This is a genomic window from Frondihabitans sp. 762G35 (assembly GCF_002074055.1).
In the GTDB taxonomy this organism is placed as follows: Bacteria; Actinomycetota; Actinomycetes; order Actinomycetales; family Microbacteriaceae; genus Frondihabitans.
Window position 1 is genome coordinate 2,678,948 of the sequence record NZ_CP014619.1, and the last position, 26,079, is coordinate 2,705,026.

A 26,079-nucleotide genomic window follows, 5' to 3' on the forward strand; every position below is an offset into this window, starting at 1 on the left:
GCTAGGCGACCGTCTCGGCCGCCGTCACGTGCCGCTCGTCGGGCCCCGAGTACACGCTCAGCGGTCGGATGAGCGCGTTCGACCCCGCCTGCTCCAGGATGTGCGCCGTCCAGCCGGTCACGCGACTCGCCACGAACAACGGCGTGAACATCTCCGTGTCGAAGCCCATCAGGTGGTACGCGGGGCCCGACGGGTAGTCGAGGTTCGGCTTGATGTTCTTGCGCGACTGCATGGCTCCGTCGAGCGCCTCGTACAGCGCCGCGAGATCGTGCGCCCCGTACTCCTCGACGAGGGTGTCGAGGGCGGCCTTCATCGTCGGCACGCGCGAGTCACCGTTCTTGTAGACCCGGTGGCCGAAGCCCATGATCTTGCGCTTCTCCGCGAGCGCTCCGTCGAGCCAGGCCTCGGCGCGGTCGGCCGTCCCGATCTCGTCGAACACGTGCATGACGGCCTCGTTCGCCCCGCCGTGCAGGGGCCCCTTGAGGGCGCCGATCGCGGCGACCACGGCCGAGTAGAGGTCGCTCATCGTCGAGGTGACGACGCGGGCGGTGAACGTCGAGGCGTTGAAGGAGTGCTCCGCGTAGAGCACCATCGACACGTCGAACGCGTCGACGACGACCTCGCTGGGGAGCTCGCCGAAGGTCATGAAGAGGAAGTTCGCCGAGAATCCCAGGTCGTCTCGCGGCTCCACCGGCGGCAGGTCGCGGCGACGGCGCTGGTCGTAGGCGATCACGGCGGGAAGGGCGGCCAGGAGTCGCTGCGCCTTGTCGAGGTCGGCCTCGGCTCCGGTGGCCGCCGCCGTCGGGTCGGACGCGCCCAGGACGCTGACCGCGGTGCGGAGGACGTCCATCGGGTGAGCCGTGACCGGCAGTTCGTCGACCACGCGCTTGACGACGGGAGACAGCGCGCGGCCCGAGCGCTCGCGCGTCTCGAACGCGGCGAGCTGCTGGGCGTCGGGGAGCTCACCGAACCACAGGAGGTAGGCCACCTCCTCGAAGCTGCAGTTCGCGGCGAGCTCCTGGACCGGGTAGCCCCGGTAGAGGAGCGAGTTGGTCTCGGGGTTCACCTTCGACACCGCCGTGTAGTCGACGGCGACGCCGGCCAGGCCCTTGTGGATCTGCGGATCGGTCATGCTGCACTCCTTCGTGCTCGGGTGGTCGGACGACGGAGGGCCGTCAGAGGGTGAAATCGTAGAGGGTGGTGTCGAACGAGTTGTACGCCTCGTAGTCGAGGAGCTCGTACAGCCGGGCCCGCGTCTGCATCTCGGGCACCCGGGAGGTCAGCGAGCCCTCGGCGACGATGGTGTCGAGGCCGCGCTCGGCCGCCCCCATCGCGAGCCGCAGGAGGCTCACCGGGAAGATGACGAGGTTCACGCCGACGGCCTCGAGCTGGTCGACCGTGAACAGGTCGCTCTTGCCGAACTCGGTCATGTTCGCCAGGATCGGCACGTCGACAGCGGCGCGCACGGCCTCGAACTCGGCGAGGTCGCGCATCGCCTCCGGGAAGATCGCGTCGGCTCCCGCATCGACGAGGGCCCTGGCGCGGTCGAGGGAGGCGTCGAGCCCGTCGATCGCACGGATGTCCGTTCGCGCCATGATCACGAGATTCGGGTCGCGACGGGCGTCGACGGCCGCTTTGATGCGCGTCACCGCCGTGTTCTCGTCGACGACGGCCTTGCCGTCGAGGTGTCCGCAGCGCTTGGGGTTCACCTGGTCTTCGATGTGGAGACCCGCGACGCCGGCGTCTTCGAGGGTCTGCACGCTCCGCGCCACGTTCATCGGCTCGCCCCAGCCGGTGTCGGCGTCGACGAGCGTCGGGAGGTCGGTCATGCGGGCGATCTGCTGCGCCCGCGCCGCGACCTCGGTGAGCGTCGTGAGCCCGATGTCGGGAAGGCCCAGGTCGGCCGCGATCACGGCGCCCGAGACGTAGACGCCCTCGAAGCCCTTCTCCTGGATGAGCGCGGCGCTGAGCGGGTTGAAGGCCCCGGGGACCCGCAGGATGCGCCCGGAGGCGAGCCCGGATCGGAAGGCGACGCGCTTGTCGGCGGCGCTGGTGGTGGCGTAGAGCACGGTGCCTCCTAGAAGAGCCCGGCCGGCGCCAGGACGACGTCAGGGGCGATGACGGTGAGGCCTGCGAGCTCGTCGGCCGTGAGCTCGGGGAGCCGCTGGGCGGTCTCGAGGAAGCGCTCGATCTCGTCGGGGGCGAGGACGCCCTCGGCGAGGCCGCGGAACTTCGCGACGTAGTGGTCGCGGGCGAACGGTCGGGCGCCGAGCGGGTGCGCGTCGGCGACGGCGATCTCGTCGACGATGCGGGTCCCGTCGGCGAGGTCGATCTCGACCCGGCCGCCGAAGGCCTTCTCGGCGGGGTCGAGCGAGTGGTAGCGCCTCGTCCATTCGGCGTCCTCCGCCGTCGTCACCCGGTTCCAGAGGGCCACGGTGTCGGGACGGGATGCCCGCTCGGGCGCGTAGGACCGCTCGTGATCCCACTCGCCGTCCTGCAGGGCCACCGCGAAGATATACGGGATGGAGTGGTCGAGCGTCTCGCGGCTGGCTGTCGGATCGTACTTCTGCGGGTCATTCGCCCCCGAGCCGATCACGTAGTGCGTGTGGTGGCTGGTGTGCAGCACGACCCGCTCGACGGCGGCGGGGTCGCGGAGCGCAGGATGCTCGTGGCCGAGTCGCCGGGCCAGGTCGATCCACGCCTGCGCCTGGTACTCCGCGGAGTGCTCCTTCGTGTAGCTGTCGAGGATCGCCGTCAGCGGCTCCCCCGCCTCGGGCAGCGGCACGCTGTAGCGCGCGTCGGCGCCGCCGAGCAGCCAGGCGATGACGCCGTCCTCGCCCTCGTAGATCGGGGTGGGGCTGGTCTGGCCGCGGAGGGCCCGGTCGACGGCCTCGACCGCCATCTTGCCGGCGAACGCGGGCGCGTACGCCTTCCAGGAGGAGATCTCGCCCTTCCGCGACTGCCGGGTCGCCGTCGTCGTGTGGAGGGCCTGGCCGATCGCCTGGAAGATCGTGGCCTGGTCGAGCCCGAGGAGCGTGCCGATGCCCGCCGCGGCGCTCGGGCCGAGGTGCGCCACATGGTCGATCTTGTGCTCGTGGAGGCTGATCGCCTTGACGAGATCGATCTGGATCTCGTACCCCGTCACGATGCCGCGGAGGAGCTCGGCGCCGGTGCGCCCGGTGTGCTGGGCGACGGCGAGGATCGGCGGGATGTTGTCGCCGGGGTGGGAGTACTCCGCCGCGAGGAAGGTGTCGTGGTAGTCGAGCTCCCGGACGGCGACCCCGTTGGCCCAGGCGGCCCACTCGACCCCGAAGCGGCCGGGGATGCCCGTGACGGTCGACCCGCCGGCTCCTGCGACGGGGTGGGCCTCGGCCTGGCCCCGAGCCGCGACGACGGGTGCTCGCGACAGCGACGCCGTGGCCACGGCCGCGTTGTCGATGACGCGGTTGATCACCATGTCGGTGACCTCCGCCGTCGGCTCCGGCGCCTCGCTCGCGACGCGGGCGAGCGACCAGGCGAGTTGGCCCTCCCGCGGGAGGTTCTCGTCGCTGCGGTGGACGCGGACGTCGTGGAGCTTCATCGGGGTGTCCGTTCTCCGGCGGTGACCGCCGGGTTCGAGGCCGGGGGGACCGGCGAGGGAGGAGCGGGCTGGAGGACGGCCGCGGTGGGCGCGGCGGTGTCGTCGATCCCCCGGAGGAGGGAGTGGAGGCTCCTGCGGAGGTGGACGCGCGTGGCGTCGGCCGCGAGTCGCGCGTCGCCGTCGAGGATGGCCTCGACGACGAGGAGGTGCTCGCGGGCGGCTTCGAGCAGCCGCGCCGGCCGGTCGTGCGAGTGGCGTCGGATGCGCGAGACCCGCAGGCGGACGTTCTGGAGCGCCGCCGAGAGGAACGCGTTGCCCGCCGCCTCGTCGACGGCCGCGTCGAAGCGGGCGACGAGCTCGTAGTAGGCGGTCTGCGCAGGATCCGCCTCCCCGAGCAACGAGGAGACGTCGCGCAGCTCGTCGGCGAGCCGGGCGAACACGGCCGGTGTCCGTCGCTCGGCGGCGAGGGCCGCGGCCTGCCGCTCGAGCGGTTCGCGCAGCTCGAAGAGACCGAGGACGTCGGCCCGCGAGAGCGGCGCGACGACGAGGCCGCGCCCTCCGACCGGCTCCGCCAGCCCGTCGGCGACGAGTCGCGCGAGCGCCTCCCGGACCGGAGTGCGGGACAGCCCGAGGCGGGCGGAGAGATCGACCTCGGCCAGCAGGGCGCCGGGAGCCAGGGTCCAGTCGAGGATGTCGCGGCGCAGCGTGGCGTACGCGATGTCTCCCGCCTTCGCCATGCCCGCCTCCTCGATCCCGTCTTCGGACGCCATCAGTCACACAGCCGTCCGCCCACACGGCCGTCCGCTCAGACAGCCGTTCGTCTGAGCAACCGTCCGTCCGAACAGCCGTCCGTATACACAGCCGACCGATTCCGCAGGATCGGCCGCCGATTCAGGCCCCAATGTATACCCCGCCACCGACACGCACTACCGTCGTGCCATGAGGTTCCTCATCGCCCCCGACTCGTTCAAGGGAAGCCTGACCGCCCGCGAGGTGGCGGAGTCGATCGGCCGCGGCATCGGCTCCGAGCACGACGTCGTGCTCCTGCCGCTGGCCGACGGCGGAGAGGGCACGGTCGACGCCCTGCTCGCGGCCGGCTTCTCCCCCGGCTCCGCCCGCGCGCAGGATGCCCGGGGCGACCTGCACGCGACCACCTTCGCGCTCAGGGGCGACACGGCCGTCGTCGAACTCGCCGACGCCTGCGGCCTCGCGGCGCTCGGGGGCGACCTGCGCCCGCTGTCGTCCTCGACCCGCGGCCTCGGCGAGGCGTTCCTCGCCGCCCGGGCCGCCGGCGCGCGCCGCATCGTCCTCGCGCTCGGCGGCAGCGCGAGCACCGACGGCGGCACCGGGTTCCTGGCGGCCCTGGGGGTGCGGTTCCTCGACGCGCGAGGCGCGGAGCTCGAGCCGTCCGGAGAGACCGTGCCGAGCATCCGGCGCGTCGACGCCTCCGGGATGATCGACCTCGACGGCCTCGAGCTCGTCGCGGCGACCGACGTGGACAGCGTCCTTACCGGGTTCACGGGGGCGGCGCACGTCTTCGGACCTCAGAAGGGTCTCCTGCCGCACGACGTCGAACGTCTCGACGCCGCTCTCGCGGCCCTCGTCGACGCCTGCGTCGCGGGCGGCCTCCTCGCGGCTCCCGACGCCGCGGCGACCCCGGGCGCCGGCGCGGCGGGGGGCACTGGCTTCGCGGCGCTCCTCCTCGGGGCGACGATCGTCTCGGGCGCCGACTTCGTCCTGGATCTCGTCGGCTTCGACGGTCGCGCAGCGGACGCCGACGTCGTCGTGACAGGCGAGGGCTCGCTGGATGCGCAGACCGCCTCCGGCAAGCTCGTCCAGGTCGTCGCGCGGCGGGCCGGCCGCACGCCCGTCGTCGCGGTCGTCGGGCGCTCCACCGTGGCCGCCCGAGAGGCGGCGGCCCTGGGCCTCGCGGGGGTGACGGCGATCGCGGGCCTCACGACCGACGACCCCGCGCGGGATCCTGCGCTCAGCCGCCGTCTGCTCGAGCGGGTCGGTCGCGACCTCGCGGCCACCGCGACGAAGGGCTAGCACCGACAGCGCCGCCCGCCGCCTCAGAGGGACGCGTCGAACGGTTCCGTCTCGGCCAGCGCATGGTGCACGGGGATGGACCCGCTCGACTCGCTCCGGCGGCGGCTCTCCTGGCGGAGTTCGAGCTGGGAGATTACGAGCGCTCCGAGGTCGCGGAGGTTCTCGAGCTGCTGGCGCGTCGCCGTGCCCGGCCGGACGTCGAGGACGGACAGGGTGCCGATGAGCTCCCCGTCGCGTCTCGTCAGGGGGATCCCCACGTAGAAGCGCACGCCGAGCGGACCGGTGACGAACCAGCTGTCGACGGCGCGCGGGTCGGCGAGGGCGTCCTCGAGGACCACCGTCCCCGGCTGCCTCACGATGGCTCGGGAGAGATCGACCGCCCGGACCTCGGCCGACACGGACTCGTCGTAGTGAGCCTGGAACCAGGGGCGATCACGGTCGGCGATGCTGACGACGGCGATGGGCGCCGAGAAGAGGCGCGCTGCCATCGCGGTCGCGTGCTTCAGGGCCTGGCCGGGAAGGGTGTCGAGGACGTCGGCGTCCTCGGGGAGGCGGCGATCCTCGCCCTCCAGCGTGAAGACGGCGTCGCGGTGGCGGCTGCTCTCCGCGATGACGATGTGGCGGAGCAGGGCGACGAGTTCGGCGCGGCCGGGACGGTCCCGGGGCTCCTGCGCCGTCATGGCCCGCAGCAGGTCGACCCAGTGCGGCGCCAGCGCCTCGGGGACGGCGGGATCGCGCGAGAGCCGGGCCACGGCGGACTCCACGAGCGAACCCGGGAACTCCCGTCGGCGGGTGAAGCACTGCAGGAGCACGAGTCCGAGCGAGTAGACGTCGCTCGCGGGCCCGACCTCGGCACCGCGGGCCTGCTCGGGGCTGAGGTAGGCGGCCGTGCCGGTGGTGACGCCCTCGGCGGTGAGTCGTTCGACATCCTCCGCCAGGGCGATCCCGAAGTCGGTCAGCTTGGCGCGCGCCCGAGGGGCCCGGGAGCCGTAGTCGACGAGCAGGATGTTGGACGGCTTGATGTCGCGGTGGACGACACCGTGCGCGTGGATGTAGTCGAGCGCCTCGGCCATGTCGTAGCCGATCTCGGCGATGTGACGCGGCGCGATCGGTGCGGAGCGCAGCCGGTCGTCGAGGTTCTGGCCGGTCACGAGCGCCATGACGAGGTAGCGGTCGAGCCCGCGGGGGCCCTCGTCGACGCCCGCGTCGAACAGGTTCACGAGAGCGTGGTGGTCGAGACTCGCCAGCACGCCGAGCTCCGCCTCCTGGCGGGCGGGATCGACGGCTCCGGCGTGGAAGATCTTGATCGCGACGGCGCGGTTGAGCGACTCGTCGTGCGCGCGCCAGACCACGGCCATGCCACCCCGGCCGATCACGTCGACCAGCCGGTAGCGGCCCCCCAGGATCCGGTCGCCCGCGTCGTGCTGTGTGGACACGGCCAACCTCTCTCTTCCTCTGGATTATGCCGGTCAGGACCCTGATCGGTTATTCGAGAGCGCGAAGAGAGCGCTTTGCGGATAGTGGAGGGCCGGAACGACTACTCCTTCTCGACGATGTGACGGAAGCGGTCGCGCTTCGAGTGCAGATCCCAGAGGTGCTCCGCCATCGTCTCGGGCGACTTCTCGGGGTCGTCGGCGTTGATCCCACCGCGGATGACGAGCTGCGCGACGTGGATCCCCTCGTCGGCGAGGGCCTCGTGCAGGAGCTGCGCGTAGGCGGTCTCGCCGGCGAACGCGATCGAGGTGCCGGTCAGCTTCACGCCCGGGGTGATCGAGGATCCGCCGTTCACGAACAGGATCGACGGCTTGCCGCCGCCGGGGATGAAGCGCATGCCCTGGAGCACCTGGTGCACGGCCGCGACCGGGCCGTAGACGGAGAACTCGATCGGGCCGACGAGGTCGGCGACGGTCGTCTCGAGGACGGGCCGCATGAAGTCCTTCTGCGGCAGCGGGCTGTACTGCAGCACCTCGACCTGGCCGAGGGTCTCGGCGACCTGCTCGAGGGCCCCGGCGAGCGAGGCGGGGTCGCGCACGTCGGCCTGGAAGCCGCGGGCGTCGATGCCCTCGGCGCGCAGCTCCTCGGCGAGCGCGTCGACGCTCTCCTGGCGGCGGCTGAGGAGGCCGACGCTGAAGCCCTCCCGGCCGAAGCGGCGGGCGACCGCCTTGCCGAGTCCGTGTCCGGCGCCGACGATGGCAATGGATGTCATGGGTGTCTCCTGATTTCGGGAACGGGGATGCCCCCCAGCATGCCGCGCACGCTCCGGTCGCGCTCAGCTTCGGCGGTCGCCCGACACCGCCTGCGGGGCCGATGCCGCGACGACGCGGGCTTCCCAGGGCGCCAGGCGGGAGCCGACGGCGCCGGGGTGCGTGCCGATGAGCAGCTCCCCCGAGGCCCACGGCGCGTCTTCGAGCAGCGGCACGTCGAGCCTGTCGCCGGAGACGTTGCCGACGACGAGGATCCGGTCGTCGCCGAGCGTGCGCGTGAACGCGTAGAGCGCAGGATGCTCGGGCTCCAGCATCTCGAACCGCCCGAGCGCCACGACCTCCGAGGAGTGCCGCAGGGCGATCAGTGCCCGGTAGTGCTGGAGGATCGAGCCGGGCTCCGACCGGGCGGCGTCGACGTTGATCGTGTCGTGGTTGGGCGTGACGGCGATCCACGGCGTGCCGGTCGTGAAGCCGGCCGAGGCTCCTGCGGTCCACTGCACGGGCGTCCGCGCGTTGTCGCGCGACCGGATACGGAGGGCCTCGAGCAGCTCGGCCTCCGGGCGACCGAGGGCGCGCTGCTCGGCGAACCAGTTGATCGACTCGATGTCGCGGTACTGGTCGATCGACGTGAACCCCGCGTTCGTCATGCCGATCTCGTCGCCCTGGTAGACGTAGGGCGTGCCGCGGTGGAGGTGCAGGAGCGTCGCCCAGAGCTTGGCCGACTCCACGCGGAAGCCGGCGTCGTCGCCGAAGCGCGACACGGACCGCGGCTGGTCGTGGTTGGCCAGGTAGAGGCTGTTCCAGCCGGCGTCGGCCAGCCCCTCCTGCCACCGCGCGAGCGACCGCTTGAGGTCGCGCAGGTCGAGCGCGGTGTTGTCGAACTTGGACGCGGGACCGTGGTCGAGGTCGACGTGCTCGAACTGGAACACCATGTCGAGCTCGCGCCGCGCGCGATCGGTGAACAGCCGGGCGTCGTCGACGGTGACACCGGGCATCTCGCCCACCGTGATCAGCTCGGCGTCTCTCCCCGCGAACACGCGCTCGTGCATCTCGCGCAGGTGGTCGTGGATCTGCGGCCCCGTCGTGAACGCCTCGCTGTCGCCGCGGAGGTCGCCCTGGACCTTGGCGATGAAGTTGATGACGTCCATCCGGAACCCGTCGACGCCGCGGTCGAGCCACCAGGTCATCATCTCGAAGACGGCGTCGCGGACCTCCGGGTTCTCCCAGTTGAGGTCGGGCTGTTTGGCCGCGAACAGGTGGAGGTAGTACTCGTCGGACGAGGGGGTGCGACTCCAGGCGGGACCGGAGAAGGCGCTCCGCCAGAGGTTGGGCTCGCCCGGAGCGCCGGGCCCGCGGTCGACGCCGTCGCGCCAGACGTACCAGTCGCGCTTCGGGCTGGCGGGCGACGACGACGCCTCGACGAACCAGGCGTGCTCGTCGCTCGTGTGGTTGACGACGAGATCCATGACCAGCTTGATGCCGCGCTCGTGGAGCTCGGCCAGCAGCGCGTCGAACTCGTCGAGCGTGCCGAACAGCGGGTCGATGGCGCGGTAGTCGCTGATGTCGTAGCCGTTGTCGGCCTGGGGCGAGCGGTAGATCGGCGACAGCCAGACGACGTCGACGCCGAGGTCGACGAAGTGGTCGATCTTCTGTCGGATGCCGCCGAGGTCGCCCACGCCGTCGCCGTTCGAGTCGGCGAAACTGCGCGGGTACACCTGGTAGACGACCGCGGTGGTCCACCAGGCGGGGGCGTCGGGGACGGGGTTCGTGTCTGCGTCGGTCACGGACAGAGCCTTCCACGACCCGCCGACATCCACGAATCACGGATTCCCCAGGTGGCGGTGCCACGGTGTTGCCACCCAGCCCGCCGACAGGAAGGCACCCCGTGCCCAGTCAGAAGAATCTCGAGAAGAACGCCGACAAGGCCTACAAGAAGGCGAAGGAGGCCGTCGAGGAGGCTCGGAAGGCCGCAAAGAAGGTCGACCGCAAGGCGCGAACGAAGGCGAAGGCTCTCGGGAAGGAGCTCGAGAAGACGTCCGCCAAGACGAAGGCCACGACCCGGAAGCGCCCCGACGCCCTCTACACGCCCCCGCTCCCGCACGCGATCACGACCGAGGTGACCTCCGACTCCGGGTCGACGACCGAGGTCGATCTGGGCGAGCTGACGACGATCCAGCTCCGGGCCATCGCGAAGTCGCGCCGCCTGACCGGCTACACCCGTCTGTCGAAGGCCGCGCTCGTGGAGCGGCTCAGGAGCGGCGAGCCGACTCGCTGACGTCCGTGCCGGAGGCGTCCCCGTCCGGGCTCGCCGCCTCGCGACGGCGCGACACCAGGACCTCGACGACGATCGGGACGAGCGACACCACGACGATCGCGATCGCGATGATGTCGACGTGGTTGGCGACGAACGGGATGCCGCCGAGGAAGTAGCCGGCCAGCACCGCGACGAGGACCCAGGCGACCGCACCGATGACGTTCCAGACGAGGAACTTCCGGTAGGGCAGCTTCGACATGCCGACGATCGGCGGGACGTAGGTGCGCACGACGGGCACGAAGCGCGCCAGGACGAGGGCGCGCGGCCCGTAGCGGACGAAGAACGCGTCGGCGCGGTCGAGGTGCTTGGTCTTGAGCACGCGCGCGTCGTCGCGGAAGAGCCGTCGGCCGAAGCGGTTCCCGAGGAAGTAGCCCACCTGGTCGCCGGCGATCGCGGCGGCCGCGGCGACGACGATGATCAGCCAGATCGGGAGGCCGAGGCGCCCCGCGAGGAGCGCCGCCGTGAAGAGGAGGCTGTCGCCCGGGAGGAACGGGAACAGCACGCCCGACTCGATGAAGACGAAGAGCGCGATCACCCCGAGCACCCACGGGCCGGCGCCGGTGAGGAGGGTGGAGGGATCCAGCAGGCTGCTGATCGAGAAAGCGGCGGCGAGAGTCGTCATGGTCTTCCTGAGAGTGGTGGTCGGTGGATCGAGTGAACTCCGCGCTCTCCCAGAGGACGCCAAGAAGGGCATCCTGCGCTCCGATGTTCAGGCCGTTCTCAGCGGTTGCACGATTCCGACAACGGGAGGGGCCGGCCCGTGCCGATTCGTCGTGGCCGATCCACGAGCGGTTTCGGATGCGTGCCGAGCGGATCTACCGTGGCCGTCGACACCCCTTCGAGTGGAGAGAATCAGCGACGATGACACGCCTCGACGACCGACCCCGCCAGAACGCCCGCGCCTCCGCGGCGGCGAGCGCAGCCACCGCGCCCGCGACCTCGGCGACCCGCGACGCGCCCGCCTCGCCGTCCGCGCCGGGCGGTTCCGGCCGGATCGACGTGGAGGCCCTCGGCACCCTCCTCCTCGGTCGCTGGGCCGAGGCCCGGCTCCACTCGCGCGAGCTGCTCCGCGACCCGGCCCTGCACTTCCAGGGCGGGCTGTCGCTGCAGGAGCACCGGGCCCGCGTCTTCGGTCAGCTCGGGGTGCTCGTCGAGAAGAAGTCCGTGCACCGGGCGTTCCCCGCTTCCCTCGGCGGCGACGACGACCACGGCGGCAACATCGCGTCGTTCGAGGAGCTCGTCATCGGCGACCCGTCGCTCCAGATCAAGGCCGGCGTGCAGTGGGGGCTCTTCGGTGCCGCCGTGCTCCACCTCGGCACCGATTACCACCACCGCACCTTCCTGCCCGACATCATGAGCCTGGCCGTCCCGGGCGCTTTCGCCATGACGGAGACGGGGCACGGCTCCGACGTCGCGGCCATCGGCACGACGGCCACCTTCGACGAGGCTTCGGGCGAGTTCGTCCTCGACACCCCGTTCCGCGCCGCGTGGAAGGACTACCTCGGCAACGCGGCGAAGGACGGCCGCGCGGCCGTCGTCTTCGCTCAGCTGGTGACGAAGGGCGTGAACCACGGCGTGCACGCGTTCTACGTGCCGATCCGCGACGACGACGGGTTCCTCGACGGCATCGGCGGCGAGGACGACGGCCTGAAGGGCGGCCTGAACGGGATCGACAACGGTCGACTCCACTTCTCCGGCGTTCGCGTGCCGCGCACGAACCTGCTCAACCGCTACGGCGACGTCGCCGCGGACGGCACCTACTCCTCCCCCATCGCGAGCCCCGGACGCCGCTTCTTCACGATGCTCGGGACCCTCGTGCAGGGCCGCGTCTCCCTCGACGGCGCGAGCGTCGTCACGTCGAAGATGGCGCTGCAGATCGCGATCACCTACGGCTCCGAGCGTCGCCAGTTCGCCTCCGCGGAGCCCGAGCGCGAGATGGTGCTGCTCGACTACCAGCGTCACCAGCGCCGGATCCTGCCCCGCCTCGCCACCACGTACGCCCTGTCGTTCGCCCACGAGAACCTCCTCGAGGCGTTCGACGGCGTCTTCTCCGGCGAACGCGCGAGCGACGACGACCGGCAGGATCTCGAGACCCTCGCGGCCGCCCTCAAACCGCTGAGCACCTGGAACGCGCTCGACATCCTGCAGGAGGCGCGCGAGGCCTGCGGTGGTGTCGGCTTCCTCGCCGAGAACCGCCTGACGCAGCTGCGCGCCGACCTCGACGTCTACGCCACGTTCGAGGGCGACAACACGGTGCTGCTGCAGCTCGTCGCCAAGCGCCTCCTCACCGACTACTCGAAGCGGTTCCGCGGGGCGGATGCGCGGGTGCTGGCCGGCTACGTCGCCGGGCAGGTCTCGCACGTGTCCGTCGACCGCTCCGGCCTGCGGCGCCTCGCGCAGAACGTCACCGACCTCGGCTCCACGGGCCGCTCGGTCGGGCACGTGCGCGACGAGGAGTCGCAGCGCCAGCTCCTGACGGTCCGCGTCGAGAGCATGGTCGCGGAGGTGGCCGGGCGTCTCCGTCCCGCCGCGAAGCTCCCCGCCGCGGCCGCGGCCGACCTCTTCAACGCGAACCAGAACGAGCTCATCGAGGCGGCCCGCGCGCACGGCGAGCTGCTCCAGTGGGAGGCGTTCACGCGGGCGCTCCCGACGATCGACGACGAGCCGACGCGAACGGTGCTGACCTGGCTGCGCGACCTGTTCGGCCTGACGCTGATCGAGAAGAACCTGGCCTGGTACCTCATGAACGGGCGCCTCTCGGCGAAGCGCGCGCAGAGCGTCACCGACTACATCGACGACCGGCTCCTGCCCCGGATCCGCCCGCACGCCCTCGACCTCGTCGAGGCGTTCGGCCTGGCGCCGGAGCACCTCCGCGCTCCGATCGCCACCGGCGCGGAGGCTCACCGCCAGGACGAGGCGGCCGCCTACTACCGCGAGCAGCGCGCCGGAGGCACCGCCCCTGTCCCGGAGAAGCGCGCCTAGCGCACGCTGAACCAGAGGGTCGCGGACACCGGCTCCGGCAGGAGCCGGTACGCCGGCAGGACCGCCGGACCGCACGCGGCCGTGCCGAGACCGTGGCGCACGAGGTCGACGGTCACGTGCGTGGCGCCGTCGGGCACGAGCTCGTCGGCGTGCGCGGCGGCGTCCAGGGCCTCGTCCGACCAGGGCCGCACGGCGAACGCGAAGTCCGCGCCCTCGACCACGAGGCTCCTGCCGTCTCCCGCGGGGACCGCGAGCGACGTCGTGCCCCCGCGCGAACCGTTCTCCTGCGGCCTGACATGGTCGACCTGGAGCCCGGCGACCGTCGACTCGAACCGGCCGGCCCTCGCGGCGAGGCGTGCGTCCGGGTAGGAGGGGCCGGGGCCGTGGCCGGTCCAGGTCACGAGGTCGTCGGCCGGGGCGCCGGGAAGGGCGAATCGCAGGCCGATCCGCGGCAGCGGCGTCTTCCACGTCCCGCGCGGCGTCACCGTCACGTCGAGGCGGAGGCGGTCGCCGTCGGGGCGCCAGCGGGTGAGGACGTCCAGCGAGCGGTCGCTCGAGAGGACACCCCAGCGGTGCAGGGCCGTGACGTCGTCGCCGTCCCGCTCCACCGACACCACGCGGCTTTCGAGCCGCTGCAGCCCGCTGTCGCGCCACATCTGGGCCTGCGTGCGCTCCTCGGTGTCGCCCTCGCGCTCCCAGAGGGAACCGTTGTCGTTGTCGGTGACGGCGCGCCAGAACGTCGCCTCGAACTCGTCGAGGCCGACGTCGGCGAGGGAGGTGAGGGTCCCTGCGTCGTCGAACCGGGCCTCCTGCGCGCTCGGGCCCCGCGGGGCGACCTCGGCGGCGGGGCGGGCTGCGGCAGGAGCCGGGACCCACTGCCCCCAGGCCACCTCGTGTCCGCGCGCAGCCCACGGCCGATCGCCGGCCAGCAGGAGGGAGACGGTCGCCACGACGGGCTTCTCGCCCGCTGCGCGCACGGCGTCCCGGAGCGGTCCGGCGTCGAGGTCGCCCGTCTCGCCGGCGGCCACGGCGGCGCTCTCGAGGGTGCCCGAGGCTGCGACCGCACCGTCGACGCTCACCGACCAGACGACGTCGAGACCGGAGGTGTCGAGGACGTGCTGCCGGTTGCGGAGCGTCACGCGCGAGAGGTCGTCCGCGATCGTGACGACGACCGGGGCGTAGGCGGCCTTGAGCTCGTCGAGCCCCGGTCGCGGTTCGCGGTCGGACGACACCAGACCGTCGACCACGAAGACGCCGTCGTGCACGCGCTCGCCGAAATCGCCGCCGTAGGCGAGCCGGACGGTGCCGTCGGGAAGCGTCTGGCGGAGCGAGTGCTCCAGCCACTCCCAGACGAAGCCTCCGATGACGCGGTCGGACGACTCGAACGCCGCGATGTACTCGGCGAGGCCGCCGGGGCCGGCGCCCATCGCGTGCGCGTACTCGCAGAGCATGAACGGGGCGGCGCGTCGACGGGCGTCGAGCTCGGGATCGTCGAGCGGCGGCTCCTCGCGGCGCCCGATCGCGAGGACGTCGTCCGGGTGCGTGTACATGGCCGACCACACGTCCACGGAGTCGAGCTCGTGGTCGCCCTCGTAGTGCACGGGGCGCGAGGCGTCGCGCTCGTGCACCCAGGCGGCCATGCTCCGGAAGTTCCGCCCGTATCCGGCCTCGTTGCCGAGCGACCACATCACGACGGAGGCGTGGTTCTTGTCGCGCTCGACGGTGCGGCGGACACGGTCGACGTACGCCTCCTCCCAGCGCGGGTCGTCGGAGGGGTTCCCGACCCAGTCGGTCAGGTGGAACCCGTGCGTCTCGAGGTCGCACTCGAGCACGATCACCAGGCCGAGCTCGTCCGCGAGGTCGAGGACGCGCGGGTCGGGCGGGTAGTGCGAGGTGCGGACGGCGTCGATGTTGTGGCGCTTCATCAGCAGGAGCTCGTCCCGCGCGGTCTCGAGCGGCACCGCGCGGCCGAGGTCGGGGTGGTGCTCGTGCCGGTTCACGCCGTGGAAGACGAGCGGACGGCCGTTGAGCAGGAGCCGGCCGCCCGCGATCTCGACGCGCCGGAACCCGATGCGCAGCGCGACGCGCTCACCGTCGTCGACGCCGTCGGCACCGGGGGCCACGCGCACCACGGCGTCGTAGAGGCGCGGCGTCTCGCCCGTCCACGGCTCGACGGACGCGACGGTGACGGTCTCGTCCGCGGCGAGGCCCGTGATGCCCAGCTCGGGCACGTCGACGAGGACGGGCCCGTCGGCGACCGCGTCGACGCGCAGGATGCCCGCCCCCGACTCCGCGTCGAAATCGGCCCGCACGAACACGTCCTCCACGGCCCGCTCGGGCCGGACCTCGAGGGTCACGCGCCGAAAGATCCCCGGCAGCCACCACATGTCCTGATCCTCGAGGTAGCTGGAGGCGGCCCACCGGCTCACCTGCACCACGAGGACGTTCTCGCCCGGGAGCACGAGGCCGTCCACGTCGAACACCGTCGCGAGGCGACTGCCCCGCGTCCCGCCGAGGTGCACGCCGTTCAGCCACACCGTTCCCGCGGCGTCGACGCCGTCGAAGCGGAGGCGGGCGCGCGGGATGTCCCGGCCGACGTCGAAGCGGAGCACGTGCACGGCCGTCGGGTTGAGGTCGGGGGTCGCGGGCACGTCGATGGGGAACGGGTACTGGACGTTCGTGTAGGCGGGCGCCGAGTCGCCGCCGAGGGTGTGGCCCTGGAGCGGCCAGTTGCCGGGGACGACGATGTCGGACCAGTCGCCGGCGCGATCGGGCCACCCGGCGCCGTCGCCTGCGGGCGCCGCCTCGGAGACGCGGGCGACCAGATCCTGCGGGACGTCGCCCGGTCGCGACCAGAGCCGGAAGCGCCAGGTGCCGGAGAGATCGACGGTGTCCTCGCGCGGGAGGGCGGCGGCCGCGGGGAGCGCGCCCGGTGCCGGCCGGAGGTCGTCGAGGGGGTGGACGGTGGCGGGTCGGTCGGCCGCGGAGGGCGCAGGGGTGGTGCTGGGCATGACGGAGTCCTTCGTTCGCGGCACTGGTCGTGAACGTGAACGTACCCGAAAAGACGGGGATGTGCGAACCTAGCCGAGGCCCGCTGCGACTCGGGTCAGGCGGCCGCGCGGACTCCGGCCAGCTGCCGTGCGGGACGGAGGCTCACGCGGTAGAGGCGCGACGGGACCTCGGCTCCGGCGGGCAGGAGCACCCGGCCGTCGTGCGGGTCGCGCAGCTCGAGATCGCCCGAGAGGAAGGGCACGGTGGTGTAGCCGGCCTCTTTCTCGCGCTGGATCACGCGGGGCAGGGCGACCTGGCACAGGGGCAGGGTCGCGATGCCGACCGCGAGGACGAGCGCCGGACCGGTGGCCGCGTCGAAGGAGACGAGGCTGCGCGCGGCGACGGCGAAGAGGACGCCGACGAGGGCCACGAGCCCGACGAGCGTGAGGGCCGCTGCGAGCACGGTGGCCAGGGCCCAGGCGTAGGCCGGGACTCCGGGGACGAGGCGTGGGGAGCGGATCACGGGGGCGGCCTCCGGTTCGATGCACGGGCACGACGCGTTCGTGCGCCTGATTCAGCGTAGGGACGGCGACCCGCCTCCCGCGCCTCCACCTTCTGGGGCCACCCGTTCGGGGCCGCCGCCGCTCCTGGGACTTCCTCCGCGACGGGTTAGGGTAGGCTTACCTAAGCACCACGCACGAGACCACCGCCGTCATCACCCGGAAGGCCCGCCATGCCCACTCGCCCCCTGTTCCGCCGTCTCACGGCGCTGGCCGTCGCCGCCGGCCTGGCCGTGTCGCTCGCCGCCTGCAGCACGTCGTCGCCCGAGGCCGCCGCACCGAGCGGCTCGTCCGACGGCGCCTTCCCGGTCACCATCGAGAGCTCGCTCGGCTCGGTCACGATCCCGAGCAAGCCGAAGCGCGTGGTGACGATCGGCTGGGGGTCGGCCGACACGGTCGTGGCCCTCGGGACGACCCCGGTCGGCATCGAGGAGGTCACCTTCGGCGGCGACAGCAGCAAGGACTACCCGTGGGTCACCGCGGCCATCGAGAAGCGCGGCGACGCCCTGCCCAAGACGTTCGCCGTCTACCCCGACATCGACGTCAGCGCGCTGGCAGCCCTCGACCCCGACGTGATCATCGCGCCTCAGTCCGGGATCACGGCCGCCCAGTACAAGACGCTCAGCGCGCTCGCGCCGACCGTCGCCTACCCCGGCAAGGCCTGGACCACCCCGTGGCAGGAGCAGATCGGCATCATCGGCAAGGCCCTCGGCGAATCCGCGAAGGCCGCGACGCTCGTGACCGACCTCACTACCACGATGGCCGACGCCGCCGCCGCCAATCCGGAGTTCTCGAAGCTGTCGTTCTCCTACGTCTACGCCGCCGAGCCGGGCTCGCTGTCGATCTACCAGAAGGGCGACCCGCGGATCGACCTCCTGACCGGGCTCGGGCTCACGGAGGACCCGACGATCGCGGCCCTCCCGAAGGCCTCCGGCACGTCGTTCACCGACCTCGGCCTCGAGAAGGCCGACCTCCTCGACAAGACCGACGTCGTGTTCACCTGGTTCAACGACGAGGCGAACGAGAAGCAGATCGAGGCGCAGCCGCTCTTCGCGCGGATCCCGGCCGTCGAACGCGGCTCCTACGTCCCCGTCGTCGATCAGAAGCTGGCCATGGCATCGACCGTCATCACGCCGCTCAGCGTGCCCTACGCCCTCGAGCGCTACGTCGCCCTGATCGAGAAGGCCGCGGCCAAGGTCGACTGACCCGATTACGCTGGCACCGAGACGAGGCGCAGGAGGCTCGGGCTCGGGAGGAGACAGCGTGACGGCGGGTGGCGGCAAGCCCACGATCGTCGACGTCGCCCGCGTCGCGGGCGTCTCCCGGTCCGCCGTGTCGAAGGTCATCCGCGACGCGTACGGGGTCAGCGACGGGATGCGCGAGCGAGTCACCCGGGCCATCGACGAGCTCGACTACCGTCCCAACGTCACGGCGAGGTCCCTCCGAGGGGCGGGCTTCACGCTCGGCATCGAGATGCCGGGGATGAGCAACCCGTTCTTCTCGATGATCATCGCCGGTGCCGCGGAAGCCCTCGCGGCGTCGAAGTACCAGCTCATCGTCGCCCCGGTGATGCAGGAGGTGGAGCACGACTACACCGCCCTCGAGGTCCTGGCCGACCGCCAGGTCGACGGGCTGATCGCCATCTCCCCCCTGGCCGATCTCGACTGGCTCGAGCGCTTCGGCCGCCGCACCCCCCTCGTCATGCTCGGTCGTCACGACGACTCCGTCTCGTACGACACCGTGACGGGCGACGACGCCCTGGGGACGGATCTCGTGATGGACCACCTGCTCGACCTCGGCCACCGGCGGATCATGCACCTGACCCGCACCGACGTCGTGACGGATCCGCGCACCGGCACCCCGCACGCGGTGCGCTACGCGCGCTACCGGGAGCGGATGGCCTCGGCCGGCCTCGGCCACCTGGAGCAGGTGGCCCGCACCGGCGGCTCGGAGGACGAGGCGTACGCCGACACCGTCGAGATCCTCCGCTCGTCGGCGCGGCCGACGGCGATCTTCGCGGGCAACGACGAGATCGCCCTCGGCACGCAGCGCGCGGTGATCGACGAGGGCCTGACCCCGGCCGAGGTGTCGATCGTCGGGTACGACGACGTGGCCGTGGCCTCGCATCCTGCGATCTCGCTCACCACAGTGAACCAGTCGGGCGAGGAGATGGGGTCGCGGTCCGTGCGGCTCCTCCTGGAGCGGCTCGGCGGGCGGGTCGGGGCCGAGCACGTCCAGGTGGTGCCGACCCTCTCCGCTCGACGCTCGAGCGCGCCGCCTTCCGCGCCCTGACGGGGCGGGACGGGCGGCGCGCTCGGGTGGCGCCGATCAGTGCGAGCCGACCTCCGCGGCGACGCCGACCTCGGCGCTCGCGACGTGGCGGCCGGATCCGACCCGCTCGTCGCTGCGGCCGGGGAGCCGGAGCACCGCGTCGGCCCCCTCGGGGATCTCCGCCGTGACCGTGAGCGTGCCGTCGACCAGCTCCCAGTCGACGCTCGCGCGGCCGTGAGGCGTGACGAGGCTCGTGGAGGCCGAGGTGATGCCGCCGCCGGGCTGGGGGGCGACCAGGACGGACGCGTAGCCGGGGGTCAGCGCCGAGAGCCCGCCGACGACGCGGTGGAGCCAGTCGGCGACGGCGCCGAGCGCGTAGTGGTTGAACGACGTCATCTCGCCGGGGTTGATGCTGCCGTCGGGGAGCATGGAGTCCCAGCGCTCCCAGACGGTGGTCGCACCCATCGTCACGGGGTAGAGCCACGACGGGCACTCGCGCTCCAGCAGGAGCCGGTACGCGTCGTCGAGGTGGCCCGTCCTCGTGAGCGCGTCGGTGATGAACGGCGTGCCCGCGAAGCCCGTGGAGATCCGGTAGCCGCTCTGCTCGACCAGCTCCGACAGGCGCTCGCCCGCGAGCGTCTCGCGCGCCTCGTCGAGCAGGCCGAAGACGATGGCGAGGCTGTAGACCGTCGTGCAGTCGCTCTCCACGCGGCCGTCCGCGTCGACGTAGGCGTCGAGGAACGCCCGGCGCAGGTCGTCGGCGAGGCCCTGGAACTCGGCCGCCTCGGCGTCGCGGCCCAGGATGCGCGCGGAGCGGGCGACGAGGTCGGCGCTCCGGTAGGCGCAGGCCGTCGCGACGACGCCCTTGTCGGCCTTCGCGAGAGCAGGATCCTCGGGCGGCGCGTCCGGGTCCAGCCAGTCGCCGAACTGGAAGCCGGTGTCCCAGAGGCCCGACGGCGACAGGAGCGAGCGGACGCGACGCACGTGTGCGGTCATCGACTCCCACTGGTCCTCGAGGACCGAGTCGTCGCCGTAGGCCTCGTAGAGCGTCCAGGGCACCCAGACCCCGGCGTCGCTCCAGACGGCTGTGGAGTCGGGGTCGGGGAAGTCCGCGACGGCCGGTCCCAGCTTGAGGACGTCCGGCACGACGAAGGGGATGATGCCGTCGGCGTGCGACTGCTCGGCCCAGACGTTCTTCAGCCACTCGCGGAGGAAGCTCTGCGCGTCGAACAGGAACGACGCGGTCGGGGTGAACGCGGCGATGTCGCCGGTCCAGCCGAGGCGCTCGTCGCGCTGCGGGCAGTCGGTCGGGACGTCGACGAAGTTGCCGCGCATCCCCCAGACGACGTTCTCGTGGAACTGGTTGACGAGGGGGTCGGAGCTCGTGAAGGTGCCGATGCGCTCGAGGTCGGACGACACGACCACGGCGGTGACGGCGGTCCGGGCCTCCTGCGCGAGGTCTCCCGGCCAGCCGTCGATCTCGGCGTAGCGGAACCCGTGCAGGGTCAGGGTGGGTGCGAACTCGTCGTCGCCGCCCGAGAGCGTGAACCGGTCGGTCGCCTTCGCCGAGCGGAGCGGGCGGACGCCGAGCTCCCCGTGCTCGAGGACCTCCGCGTGACGGGCCGTGATCACCGCCCCCACCTCGCCGCGCACCCGCAGGCGCAGCCAGCCGACGAGGTTCTGCCCGAAGTCGAGCACCGTCTTCCCGCTCGGGGTCGTGATCACCTCGACGACCTCGCGCTCGTCGACCCGGCGGACGGCGGGACCGATGTAGGGCTCCAGCTTCGCCGTGTCGAAGTCGAGCGTGTGCACGCCGACCCAGCCGTCGCCCTCGAAGCCCGGCAGGAGCCACGAGCCGTCGTACCGGCGGGCGTCGATGCTCTGCCCGTCGTAGAGGTCGTTCGCCGTCGTCGCACTCGGGCCGGCCGTCCAGGAGTCGTCGGTGACGATGCGTTGGACGTGCCCGTCGGAGAAGGCGATCTCGAGCTCGGCGAACGCGCCGAGCTGGTCTCCGTAGAGGGCGCCGTGCCCGAACCAGGCGAGACGGCCCCGGTACCAGCCGTTGCCGAGGGCGATGCCGAGGACGGAGGTCCCGCCGACGAGCGCGGTCACGTCGTAGCGGGCGAACCGCTGGCGCCACTCGTAGCTCGACCAGCCCGGCGCGAGCAGGTCGTCGGACACGGGCTTCCCGCCGAGATGGGCCTCGAGGACCCCGTACGCGCTGACGACGAGGGTGGCGGTGGCGACGTCTCCGTGGCCGTCGTCGAGGGTGAACTCGCGGCGGAGCAGCGGTGCTCCGTCGAAGTCCTGGTCGGGCGAGATCATCTGTGCGTGCCAGGTCATAGCGGTGGTCGATCCAATCGATGGGGAGGTCACGGGGTCAGCCTTTGATCGCGCCGCTGGTCATGCCGGCGACGATCTGGCGGTTGAAGAAGATGTAGAGGATGAGCGGCGGGATCGTGATGAGGAGCACGTCCATGAACAGCAGGTTGTACTGGCTCAGCGTCTGGCTCTGGAAGTTGTAGAGGGTGAGCTGCACGGTCGAGTTGTCCGCTCCGGGCAGGAAGTAGAGCGGCCCGGCGAAGTCGTTGAACACCGCGACCGACTGCACCAGGATCACCGTGATCACGACGGGGCGGAGCAGCGGCAGCACGACGGTGAAGAACAGCCGGATCGGGCCCGAGCCGTCGAGCACGGCGGCCTCGTCCAGCTCGCGCGGGATCGTCGCGACGAAGGCGCGGAACAGCAGGATGCAGAACGACAGGCCGAAGGTCGCCTCGATCAGGATCATGCCCGGGAGCGTCTTGAAGAGCCCGATGCCCTGCAGCACCCAGATCGTGGGGACGACCGCCGGAGGCACGATGAGCCCCGCGAGGACGAAGAAGTTGATCAGGGGGTTCAGCCGACCGGGCTTCCGCTGCAGCACGTAGCCGACCATCGCCGCGATGACGACCATGACGGCCACGCTCGCGACGGTGAGGATCCCGCTGTTGATGAACGAGCGGACGACCTGGCCGTCGTTCGACTGGAGCACGTCGACGAGGTTCTGCCAGATGACCCACTTGGTCGGGAGCGAGAACGAGAGGTCGGCCGCCTCGGCGGGGTCCTTCGCGGCCTGCAGGATGATGAAGACGAACGGCACGAGGAACACGACGAACGAGACGACGATGGCCACGGTGCCGATGACCCAGCGCTGAGCGGTGCGGTTCACAGGTCCTTCCCCTTCCGGTTGAGGAAGGCCGAGAGCGGCACCATGATCGCCGTCACGACGACGAACAGGACCACGTTCCCGGCGGTGGACAGCCCGTAGAAGCCGGACTGGTACTGCTTGTAGATGACCGACGCGATCACGTCGCTGGTGAAGCCCGGTCCGCCGCCCGTCATCGCCCAGATGAGGTCGAACGAGCGGAGGCCGCCGATGAGCGACAGGATGATGACCGTGCCCATCGCGGGCCGCGAGAGCGGCAGGGTGACCGAGGTGAACACCTTCCAGGAGCCCGCGCCGTCGACCTTGGCGGCCTCGACGTACTCCTGGGGGATGGCCACGATGCCGGCGATGAAGATGAGCGTCGCGATGCCGACGCCTTTCCAGATGTCGACGGCCGCGACCGACCAGAGCGCGAGGTTCGGGTCGGTCAGCCAGCCCGGCTGCGGGAGGCCGACGAGCCCGAGCGCCCCGTTGACGATGCCGTGGAACGGGTCGAGCAGCGCCTTGAAGGTGATGCCGATGCCGATGGTCGACACGAGCACCGGGAAGAACACGACGGCCCGCAGGTAGCCGCGCCCGAGGATGGGCGAGGTGAGCAGGAGCGCCAGCGCCAGCCCGATGACGACCTTGGCCGCGGACGTGACGAAGCCGTACTCGAAGGTGTGGATGAAGCCCTGGGTGAGCTGCGGATCCTGGAAGAACTGGACGAAGTTCTGGAAGCCGATAAACGTGACGTCGAAGAGGGTCCAGCGGGTGAGCGCGAAGTAGAACGAGGCGAACGTCGGCACCGCGAACAGCACCACGTAGAGGGCCGAGGCCGGGATGTAGAACCACGACGGGTAGAACGAGGCACGACTGCGCCGGCCGCGCTTGAACTGCTCCTTCGGGGTGCGGGTCGGGGGGACCGCCCTCGTGAGTGTGGCTGTCATCAACGCTCCTTTGCGCAGGATCCGGGGCGGCGGCGGTCTCGCCGCCGCCCCGCTGGGGATAAGTGTCGGGCTACGGCCGGCTCACCAGCCGGGGATGCCGAGCTGCTGGGCCTGCTGCTTCACGTCCTGGTCGTAGAGCTTCGCCCCCGCGGACGCCGACGAGATGCCGGAGCCGACCTGGACGGTGATCTTCTCGAGGTTCGGTCCCTTGATGGGCGACAGGAACTCGAGCGCCGGGGCGACCTTCTTGTCGTCGATGTACTTCTGCAGGTCTCCGATGAGCGGCGGAACGGTGCTCGGGAGGGTGCAGTCGCTCGTCGCGTACGGGCCGGCCGGCGTCAGCTCGGCGTTCTGCACGGCGCAGCCGTCCTTGCTGTTGGCGAAGGCGACGAGCTTCTCGGCCGCGGCCAGCTTGTTGCCGGTCGTCGACTTCGGGATGTAGAGGGCGTTCGGCTCCCAGATCGTGAGCTGGGTGTCGCTGGCGTTGTCGGCGGGGATCGCGAAGACGCCGATGTCCTTCACCTTGTCCGGGTAGTTCTGCTGGATCGTCGCGATGGTGCTCGTGAGCATCGGGTACTGGGCACCCGTGCCCTCGGCGAGCATCTTGAGGCCAGCGACGTTGGTGGCGGAGGCGAAGTCCTTGTTCATCAGGCCCTTCGAGTAGACCTCGGCCTGGTGGTCGAAGGAGTCGACGGCGGGAGCCGAGGTGTACTTCTCCTTGTTCGCCGTGTAGCTCGTGGCCCAGTCGGGCTGCTGCGCGAGGACGTTGGCGAAGTCGCCGAGGACGAAGAGCTGGCTGGTCCAGGTGTCGCCGAACGTCTGGATGACGGGGGCGATGCCGGCGGCCTTGATCTTCTCGCTGTTGCTGATGAACTCGGACCAGCTGGTCGGGACGCTCAGGCCGAGCTTCGCGTAGACGGCCTTGTTGTACATGACGGCGCCACCGAACGAGGTGCCCCAGGGGGCACCGTAGAGACCTTTGTCGGTGCTCACGACGGTCGTGAACTCCTTCGTCAGGCTCCCGGTCCAGCTCTGGCCCTTCAGGTCGACGAGCGTGCTGTCGGGGTGGAGCGCCTGGAGGAGCGAGCCGGAGTTGTAGAGGAAGACGTCGTCCATGTCGCCGGTGGAGAGGCGCGTCTTGATCAGGTTGTCGCCGTCGGTGCCGCCCGGGCGGGTGCCGAGCTTGACGGTGATCTTCGGGTTGGCCTTCTCGAAGGCCGTGATCAGCGCCTTCCCGGAGGCGAGGCTGGCGGGGCTGTTGTCGACGGTGAACGTGATCGAGGCGCCGCTGCCGTCGCCGGAGCCGCCACCGGATCCGCCCGACGAGCACGCGCTCAGTGCGACCAGGAGGACGGCGGCCGTGCCGACGCCCGCGATCCTGGTCACGAGGGGACGAGAGAACATTCTTACCTCCTTGTAAGAGCCCGTCGACGCGCTGCCTTCGGGTTTTTGAAACGTATCAACTTGACGCGTGTAGATCGTTCCATCATTGTGGCGACCCCGTCAACTCTTTTCGCGTAACGATTTTCGCGAGTGCCGTCCGACGGGCGGCGAAGCTACGACCAGGCGACGACCAGGTCGGCGCGGGAGCGGGTCGAGGCCACGAGCCGGGCGTTCGCCGCGTCGGGGCCGTCCGTCCACTCCTCGGCGGCCCGGCGGGTCCTTCCGAACGTGACGTGGCGCTCGACCAACCGCTCCCGCCGGAGGCTTTCGGGGACGTCGACGAACCAGACCTCGTCGAGGAGGCCCCGCACCTCGCCCCAGCGGCCGACGTCGGCGAGCAGGTAGTTCCCTTCGGTGAGGACGACCGGCACCGCTCGCGGCACGGCGATCGACGCGGCCACCGGCTCCTCGATGCTGCGACGGAACGTCGGCGCGTAGACGACGTCCTCGTCGGCGAGTCGGAGGCGGCGGAGGAGCGCGACGTAGCCGCCGACGTCGAACGTGTCGGGAGCGCCCTTCCGGGCGGCGAGCTCCGTGCCGTCGAGGATCGACTGGCCGAGGTGGAAGCCGTCCATCGGCACGACGACGGCAAGCCCCTCGGGGAGGAGCGCCGCCACCGCCTCGGTCAGCGTCGACTTGCCCGCGCCCGGCGCTCCGACGACGCCCACGAGCATCCTGCCCGTCGTGGTCGACGCGCGGTCGACGATGCGGCGCGCGAGGCTCTCCGCGGTGGCGGCGGCGAGGGCTCCGAGGGCATCGTGTTCGATCACCGCCCCAGGGTACGGCCGGGCGGAGCTCGCAGGAGCCGGGGAGCACGATGGCAGGACCGACCCGATCCCCGGGTCCGATGAAAGGGACCGCCCGTGTCGACCTCCTCCATCTCCGTCCACGACCGCGTCTCGTGGGGCACCTCGCAGGGCAGGACGCACGGCGTCGTGACCAAGCGCCACACGTCCGACTTCGAGTTCGACGGGCAGAAGTTCACGGCGTCGAGCGACGAGCCGGCCTTCATCGTCGAGTCCGAGAAGACCGGCGCGAAAGCGGCCCACAAGGGCTCCGCCCTCACGAAGCTCAAGCCGAAGGACTGACGGGACCGCTCAGTCGCCGGCGCGTCCCTCGGCGAGCCAGGCGAGACGCCGTAGCGCCTCGGTGTTGCGGACGTTCAGCATCGCGACCATGAGGGGCGCCGGGACGACCGTGCCGGGCCCGGCGGAGGCGTACTCCTCCATCCGGACGACGCAGCCGCCCTTCCGCGCCTTGGCCGCGAGGATCACGTGGGCCTCACCCAGCGGCCACCCGCGGGCGACGAACTCCGCCCTTCGCGGAGCGTCCCACTCGATCACGGAGGTCGTGTCGTCGATGACGGCCGGCCAGACCCCGAACGAGTGGTGGATCTTCGAGTCGACGGCGGGCCAGTCCTCGCCCACGTCGCGGATCCGGGACGCGCCCACGACCCAGCTCGGGAAGAGCCACCCGTCGGCCAGCACGTCGAACACCCTCTCGGGCGACGCCTCGATGAAGCGGTGTCGGACGGACATGGCGGGTTCC

22 protein-coding genes are annotated in these 26,079 nt (G+C 71.4%); 6 read left to right on the forward strand and 16 right to left on the reverse strand.

Features of this window, described 5'->3' with window-relative positions; all coding sequences use genetic code 11:
- Position 1: 1 nt before the first annotated feature.
- Genes AS850_RS12685 through AS850_RS12700 form a run of 4 tightly spaced genes read right to left on the reverse strand, consistent with a single transcriptional unit; the run spans position 2 to position 4,350 of the window.
- Positions 2–1,132 (reverse strand): bifunctional 2-methylcitrate synthase/citrate synthase, encoded by a 1,131-nt coding sequence (locus tag AS850_RS12685; protein WP_119869452.1) that lies wholly within the window; start codon positions 1,130–1,132, stop codon positions 2–4.
- Positions 1,133–1,175: 43 nt separating this feature from the next.
- Entirely contained in the window at positions 1,176–2,069 is an 894-nt protein-coding gene (gene prpB / locus AS850_RS12690; RefSeq protein WP_119869453.1) for a methylisocitrate lyase, read from the reverse strand.
- Between the two features lie 8 nt (positions 2,070–2,077).
- Entirely contained in the window at positions 2,078–3,580 is a 1,503-nt protein-coding gene (locus tag AS850_RS12695) for an MmgE/PrpD family protein (RefSeq protein WP_119869454.1), read from the reverse strand.
- Entirely contained in the window at positions 3,577–4,350 is a 774-nt protein-coding gene (locus AS850_RS12700) for a GntR family transcriptional regulator (RefSeq protein ID WP_119869455.1), read from the reverse strand. The genes AS850_RS12695 and AS850_RS12700 overlap by 4 nt, the downstream gene beginning before the upstream one ends.
- A gap of 169 nt (positions 4,351–4,519) precedes the next feature.
- Between AS850_RS12700 and AS850_RS12705 the strand changes: the two genes are divergently transcribed.
- A complete protein-coding gene (locus tag AS850_RS12705; protein WP_119869456.1) occupies positions 4,520–5,629 on the forward strand; it encodes a glycerate kinase in 1,110 nt (369 codons plus the stop codon).
- 23 nt (positions 5,630–5,652) lie between these two features.
- On the opposite strand, the gene AS850_RS12710 is transcribed toward AS850_RS12705, so the two are convergent.
- The 3 genes from AS850_RS12710 to AS850_RS12720 all read right to left on the reverse strand — a co-directional run bounded on the left by AS850_RS12710 (position 5,653) and on the right by AS850_RS12720 (position 9,617).
- Complete coding sequence (locus AS850_RS12710) at positions 5,653–7,065, reverse strand: protein kinase domain-containing protein (RefSeq protein WP_119869457.1); 1,413 nt, start codon at positions 7,063–7,065, stop codon at positions 5,653–5,655.
- A 101-nt stretch (positions 7,066–7,166) separates the two neighbouring features.
- Complete coding sequence (locus tag AS850_RS12715; RefSeq protein WP_119869458.1) at positions 7,167–7,835, reverse strand: SDR family NAD(P)-dependent oxidoreductase; 669 nt, start codon at positions 7,833–7,835, stop codon at positions 7,167–7,169.
- A 63-nt stretch (positions 7,836–7,898) separates the two neighbouring features.
- Positions 7,899–9,617 carry a glycoside hydrolase family 13 protein gene (locus AS850_RS12720; protein WP_119869459.1) on the reverse strand — a complete coding sequence of 573 codons (1,719 nt, stop codon included), beginning with the start codon at positions 9,615–9,617 and terminating at the stop codon, positions 7,899–7,901.
- A 101-nt stretch (positions 9,618–9,718) separates the two neighbouring features.
- Between AS850_RS12720 and AS850_RS12725 the strand changes: the two genes are divergently transcribed.
- Positions 9,719–10,108: a hypothetical protein gene (locus AS850_RS12725; protein ID WP_119869460.1), complete on the forward strand. Its 390-nt coding sequence runs from the start codon at positions 9,719–9,721 to the stop codon at positions 10,106–10,108.
- On the opposite strand, the gene AS850_RS12730 is transcribed toward AS850_RS12725, so the two are convergent.
- The gene (locus tag AS850_RS12730) at positions 10,083–10,769 is read right to left on the reverse strand and encodes a DedA family protein (protein WP_173795198.1); all 687 of its coding nucleotides are present in this window, start codon (positions 10,767–10,769) and stop codon (positions 10,083–10,085) included. The two genes, AS850_RS12725 and AS850_RS12730, sit on opposite strands and share 26 nt — an antisense overlap.
- Positions 10,770–11,008: 239 nt before the next feature.
- On the opposite strand from AS850_RS12730, the gene AS850_RS12735 reads away from it, so the two are divergent.
- A complete protein-coding gene (locus AS850_RS12735) occupies positions 11,009–13,129 on the forward strand; it encodes an acyl-CoA dehydrogenase family protein (protein WP_119869461.1) in 2,121 nt (706 codons plus the stop codon).
- Here AS850_RS12735 and AS850_RS12740 read toward each other — a convergent pair.
- Positions 13,126–16,140: a glycoside hydrolase family 2 TIM barrel-domain containing protein gene (locus AS850_RS12740; protein WP_119870309.1), complete on the reverse strand. Its 3,015-nt coding sequence runs from the start codon at positions 16,138–16,140 to the stop codon at positions 13,126–13,128. The two genes, AS850_RS12735 and AS850_RS12740, sit on opposite strands and share 4 nt — an antisense overlap.
- A gap of 95 nt (positions 16,141–16,235) precedes the next feature.
- A complete protein-coding gene (locus AS850_RS12745) occupies positions 16,236–16,643 on the reverse strand; it encodes a hypothetical protein (RefSeq protein ID WP_119869462.1) in 408 nt (135 codons plus the stop codon).
- Positions 16,644–16,853: 210 nt separating this feature from the next.
- On the opposite strand from AS850_RS12745, the gene AS850_RS12750 reads away from it, so the two are divergent.
- Both AS850_RS12750 and AS850_RS12755 read left to right on the forward strand, forming a co-directional pair.
- Positions 16,854–17,885: an iron-siderophore ABC transporter substrate-binding protein gene (locus tag AS850_RS12750; RefSeq protein WP_119869463.1), complete on the forward strand. Its 1,032-nt coding sequence runs from the start codon at positions 16,854–16,856 to the stop codon at positions 17,883–17,885.
- Between the two features lie 58 nt (positions 17,886–17,943).
- Positions 17,944–18,972, forward strand: coding sequence for a LacI family DNA-binding transcriptional regulator (locus tag AS850_RS12755; protein WP_119869464.1), 1,029 nt, complete (start codon positions 17,944–17,946; stop codon positions 18,970–18,972).
- A 36-nt stretch (positions 18,973–19,008) separates the two neighbouring features.
- Here AS850_RS12755 and AS850_RS12760 read toward each other — a convergent pair whose 3' ends face one another.
- The 5 genes from AS850_RS12760 to AS850_RS12780 all read right to left on the reverse strand — a co-directional run bounded on the left by AS850_RS12760 (position 19,009) and on the right by AS850_RS12780 (position 25,301).
- The gene (locus tag AS850_RS12760; protein WP_236940713.1) at positions 19,009–21,294 is read right to left on the reverse strand and encodes an alpha-L-rhamnosidase; all 2,286 of its coding nucleotides are present in this window, start codon (positions 21,292–21,294) and stop codon (positions 19,009–19,011) included.
- 37 nt (positions 21,295–21,331) lie between these two features.
- Positions 21,332–22,162, reverse strand: coding sequence for a carbohydrate ABC transporter permease (locus AS850_RS12765; RefSeq protein WP_119869465.1), 831 nt, complete (start codon positions 22,160–22,162; stop codon positions 21,332–21,334).
- Positions 22,159–23,088, reverse strand: coding sequence for a carbohydrate ABC transporter permease (locus AS850_RS12770; protein WP_119869466.1), 930 nt, complete (start codon positions 23,086–23,088; stop codon positions 22,159–22,161). The genes AS850_RS12765 and AS850_RS12770 overlap by 4 nt, the downstream gene beginning before the upstream one ends.
- A gap of 81 nt (positions 23,089–23,169) precedes the next feature.
- Entirely contained in the window at positions 23,170–24,492 is a 1,323-nt protein-coding gene (locus AS850_RS12775) for an ABC transporter substrate-binding protein (RefSeq protein WP_119869467.1), read from the reverse strand.
- Positions 24,493–24,644: 152 nt separating this feature from the next.
- Positions 24,645–25,301 (reverse strand): nucleoside/nucleotide kinase family protein, encoded by a 657-nt coding sequence (locus AS850_RS12780; RefSeq protein ID WP_236940714.1) that lies wholly within the window; start codon positions 25,299–25,301, stop codon positions 24,645–24,647.
- A gap of 93 nt (positions 25,302–25,394) precedes the next feature.
- Here AS850_RS12780 and AS850_RS12785 point away from each other — a divergent pair, with 93 nt between their 5' ends.
- Positions 25,395–25,619, forward strand: coding sequence for a DUF2945 domain-containing protein (locus AS850_RS12785; RefSeq protein WP_173795199.1), 225 nt, complete (start codon positions 25,395–25,397; stop codon positions 25,617–25,619).
- A gap of 9 nt (positions 25,620–25,628) precedes the next feature.
- On the opposite strand, the gene AS850_RS12790 is transcribed toward AS850_RS12785, so the two are convergent.
- The gene (locus tag AS850_RS12790; RefSeq protein ID WP_119869468.1) at positions 25,629–26,069 is read right to left on the reverse strand and encodes an SRPBCC family protein; all 441 of its coding nucleotides are present in this window, start codon (positions 26,067–26,069) and stop codon (positions 25,629–25,631) included.
- Positions 26,070–26,079 lie beyond the last annotated feature (10 nt).

What these genes read in the sequence shown, in the direction of transcription:
- AS850_RS12685 (WP_119869452.1), bottom strand. Translation starts at nt 1,132, where the DNA reads ATGACCGATCCGCAGATCCACAAGGGCCTGGCCGGCGTCGCCGTCGAC.
- AS850_RS12695 (WP_119869454.1), bottom strand. Translation starts at nt 3,580, where the DNA reads ATGAAGCTCCACGACGTCCGCGTCCACCGCAGCGACGAGAACCTCCCG.
- AS850_RS12700 (WP_119869455.1), bottom strand. Translation starts at nt 4,350, where the DNA reads ATGGCGTCCGAAGACGGGATCGAGGAGGCGGGCATGGCGAAGGCGGGA.
- AS850_RS12705 (WP_119869456.1), top strand. Translation starts at nt 4,520, where the DNA reads ATGAGGTTCCTCATCGCCCCCGACTCGTTCAAGGGAAGCCTGACCGCC.
- AS850_RS12715 (WP_119869458.1), bottom strand. Translation starts at nt 7,835, where the DNA reads ATGACATCCATTGCCATCGTCGGCGCCGGACACGGACTCGGCAAGGCG.
- AS850_RS12730 (WP_173795198.1), bottom strand. Translation starts at nt 10,769, where the DNA reads ATGACGACTCTCGCCGCCGCTTTCTCGATCAGCAGCCTGCTGGATCCC.
- AS850_RS12735 (WP_119869461.1), top strand. Translation starts at nt 11,009, where the DNA reads ATGACACGCCTCGACGACCGACCCCGCCAGAACGCCCGCGCCTCCGCG.
- AS850_RS12740 (WP_119870309.1), bottom strand. Translation starts at nt 16,140, where the DNA reads ATGCCCAGCACCACCCCTGCGCCCTCCGCGGCCGACCGACCCGCCACC.
- AS850_RS12750 (WP_119869463.1), top strand. Translation starts at nt 16,854, where the DNA reads ATGCCCACTCGCCCCCTGTTCCGCCGTCTCACGGCGCTGGCCGTCGCC.
- AS850_RS12760 (WP_236940713.1), bottom strand. Translation starts at nt 21,294, where the DNA reads ATGACCTGGCACGCACAGATGATCTCGCCCGACCAGGACTTCGACGGA.
- AS850_RS12770 (WP_119869466.1), bottom strand. Translation starts at nt 23,088, where the DNA reads ATGACAGCCACACTCACGAGGGCGGTCCCCCCGACCCGCACCCCGAAG.
- AS850_RS12775 (WP_119869467.1), bottom strand. Translation starts at nt 24,492, where the DNA reads ATGTTCTCTCGTCCCCTCGTGACCAGGATCGCGGGCGTCGGCACGGCC.
- AS850_RS12790 (WP_119869468.1), bottom strand. Translation starts at nt 26,069, where the DNA reads ATGTCCGTCCGACACCGCTTCATCGAGGCGTCGCCCGAGAGGGTGTTC.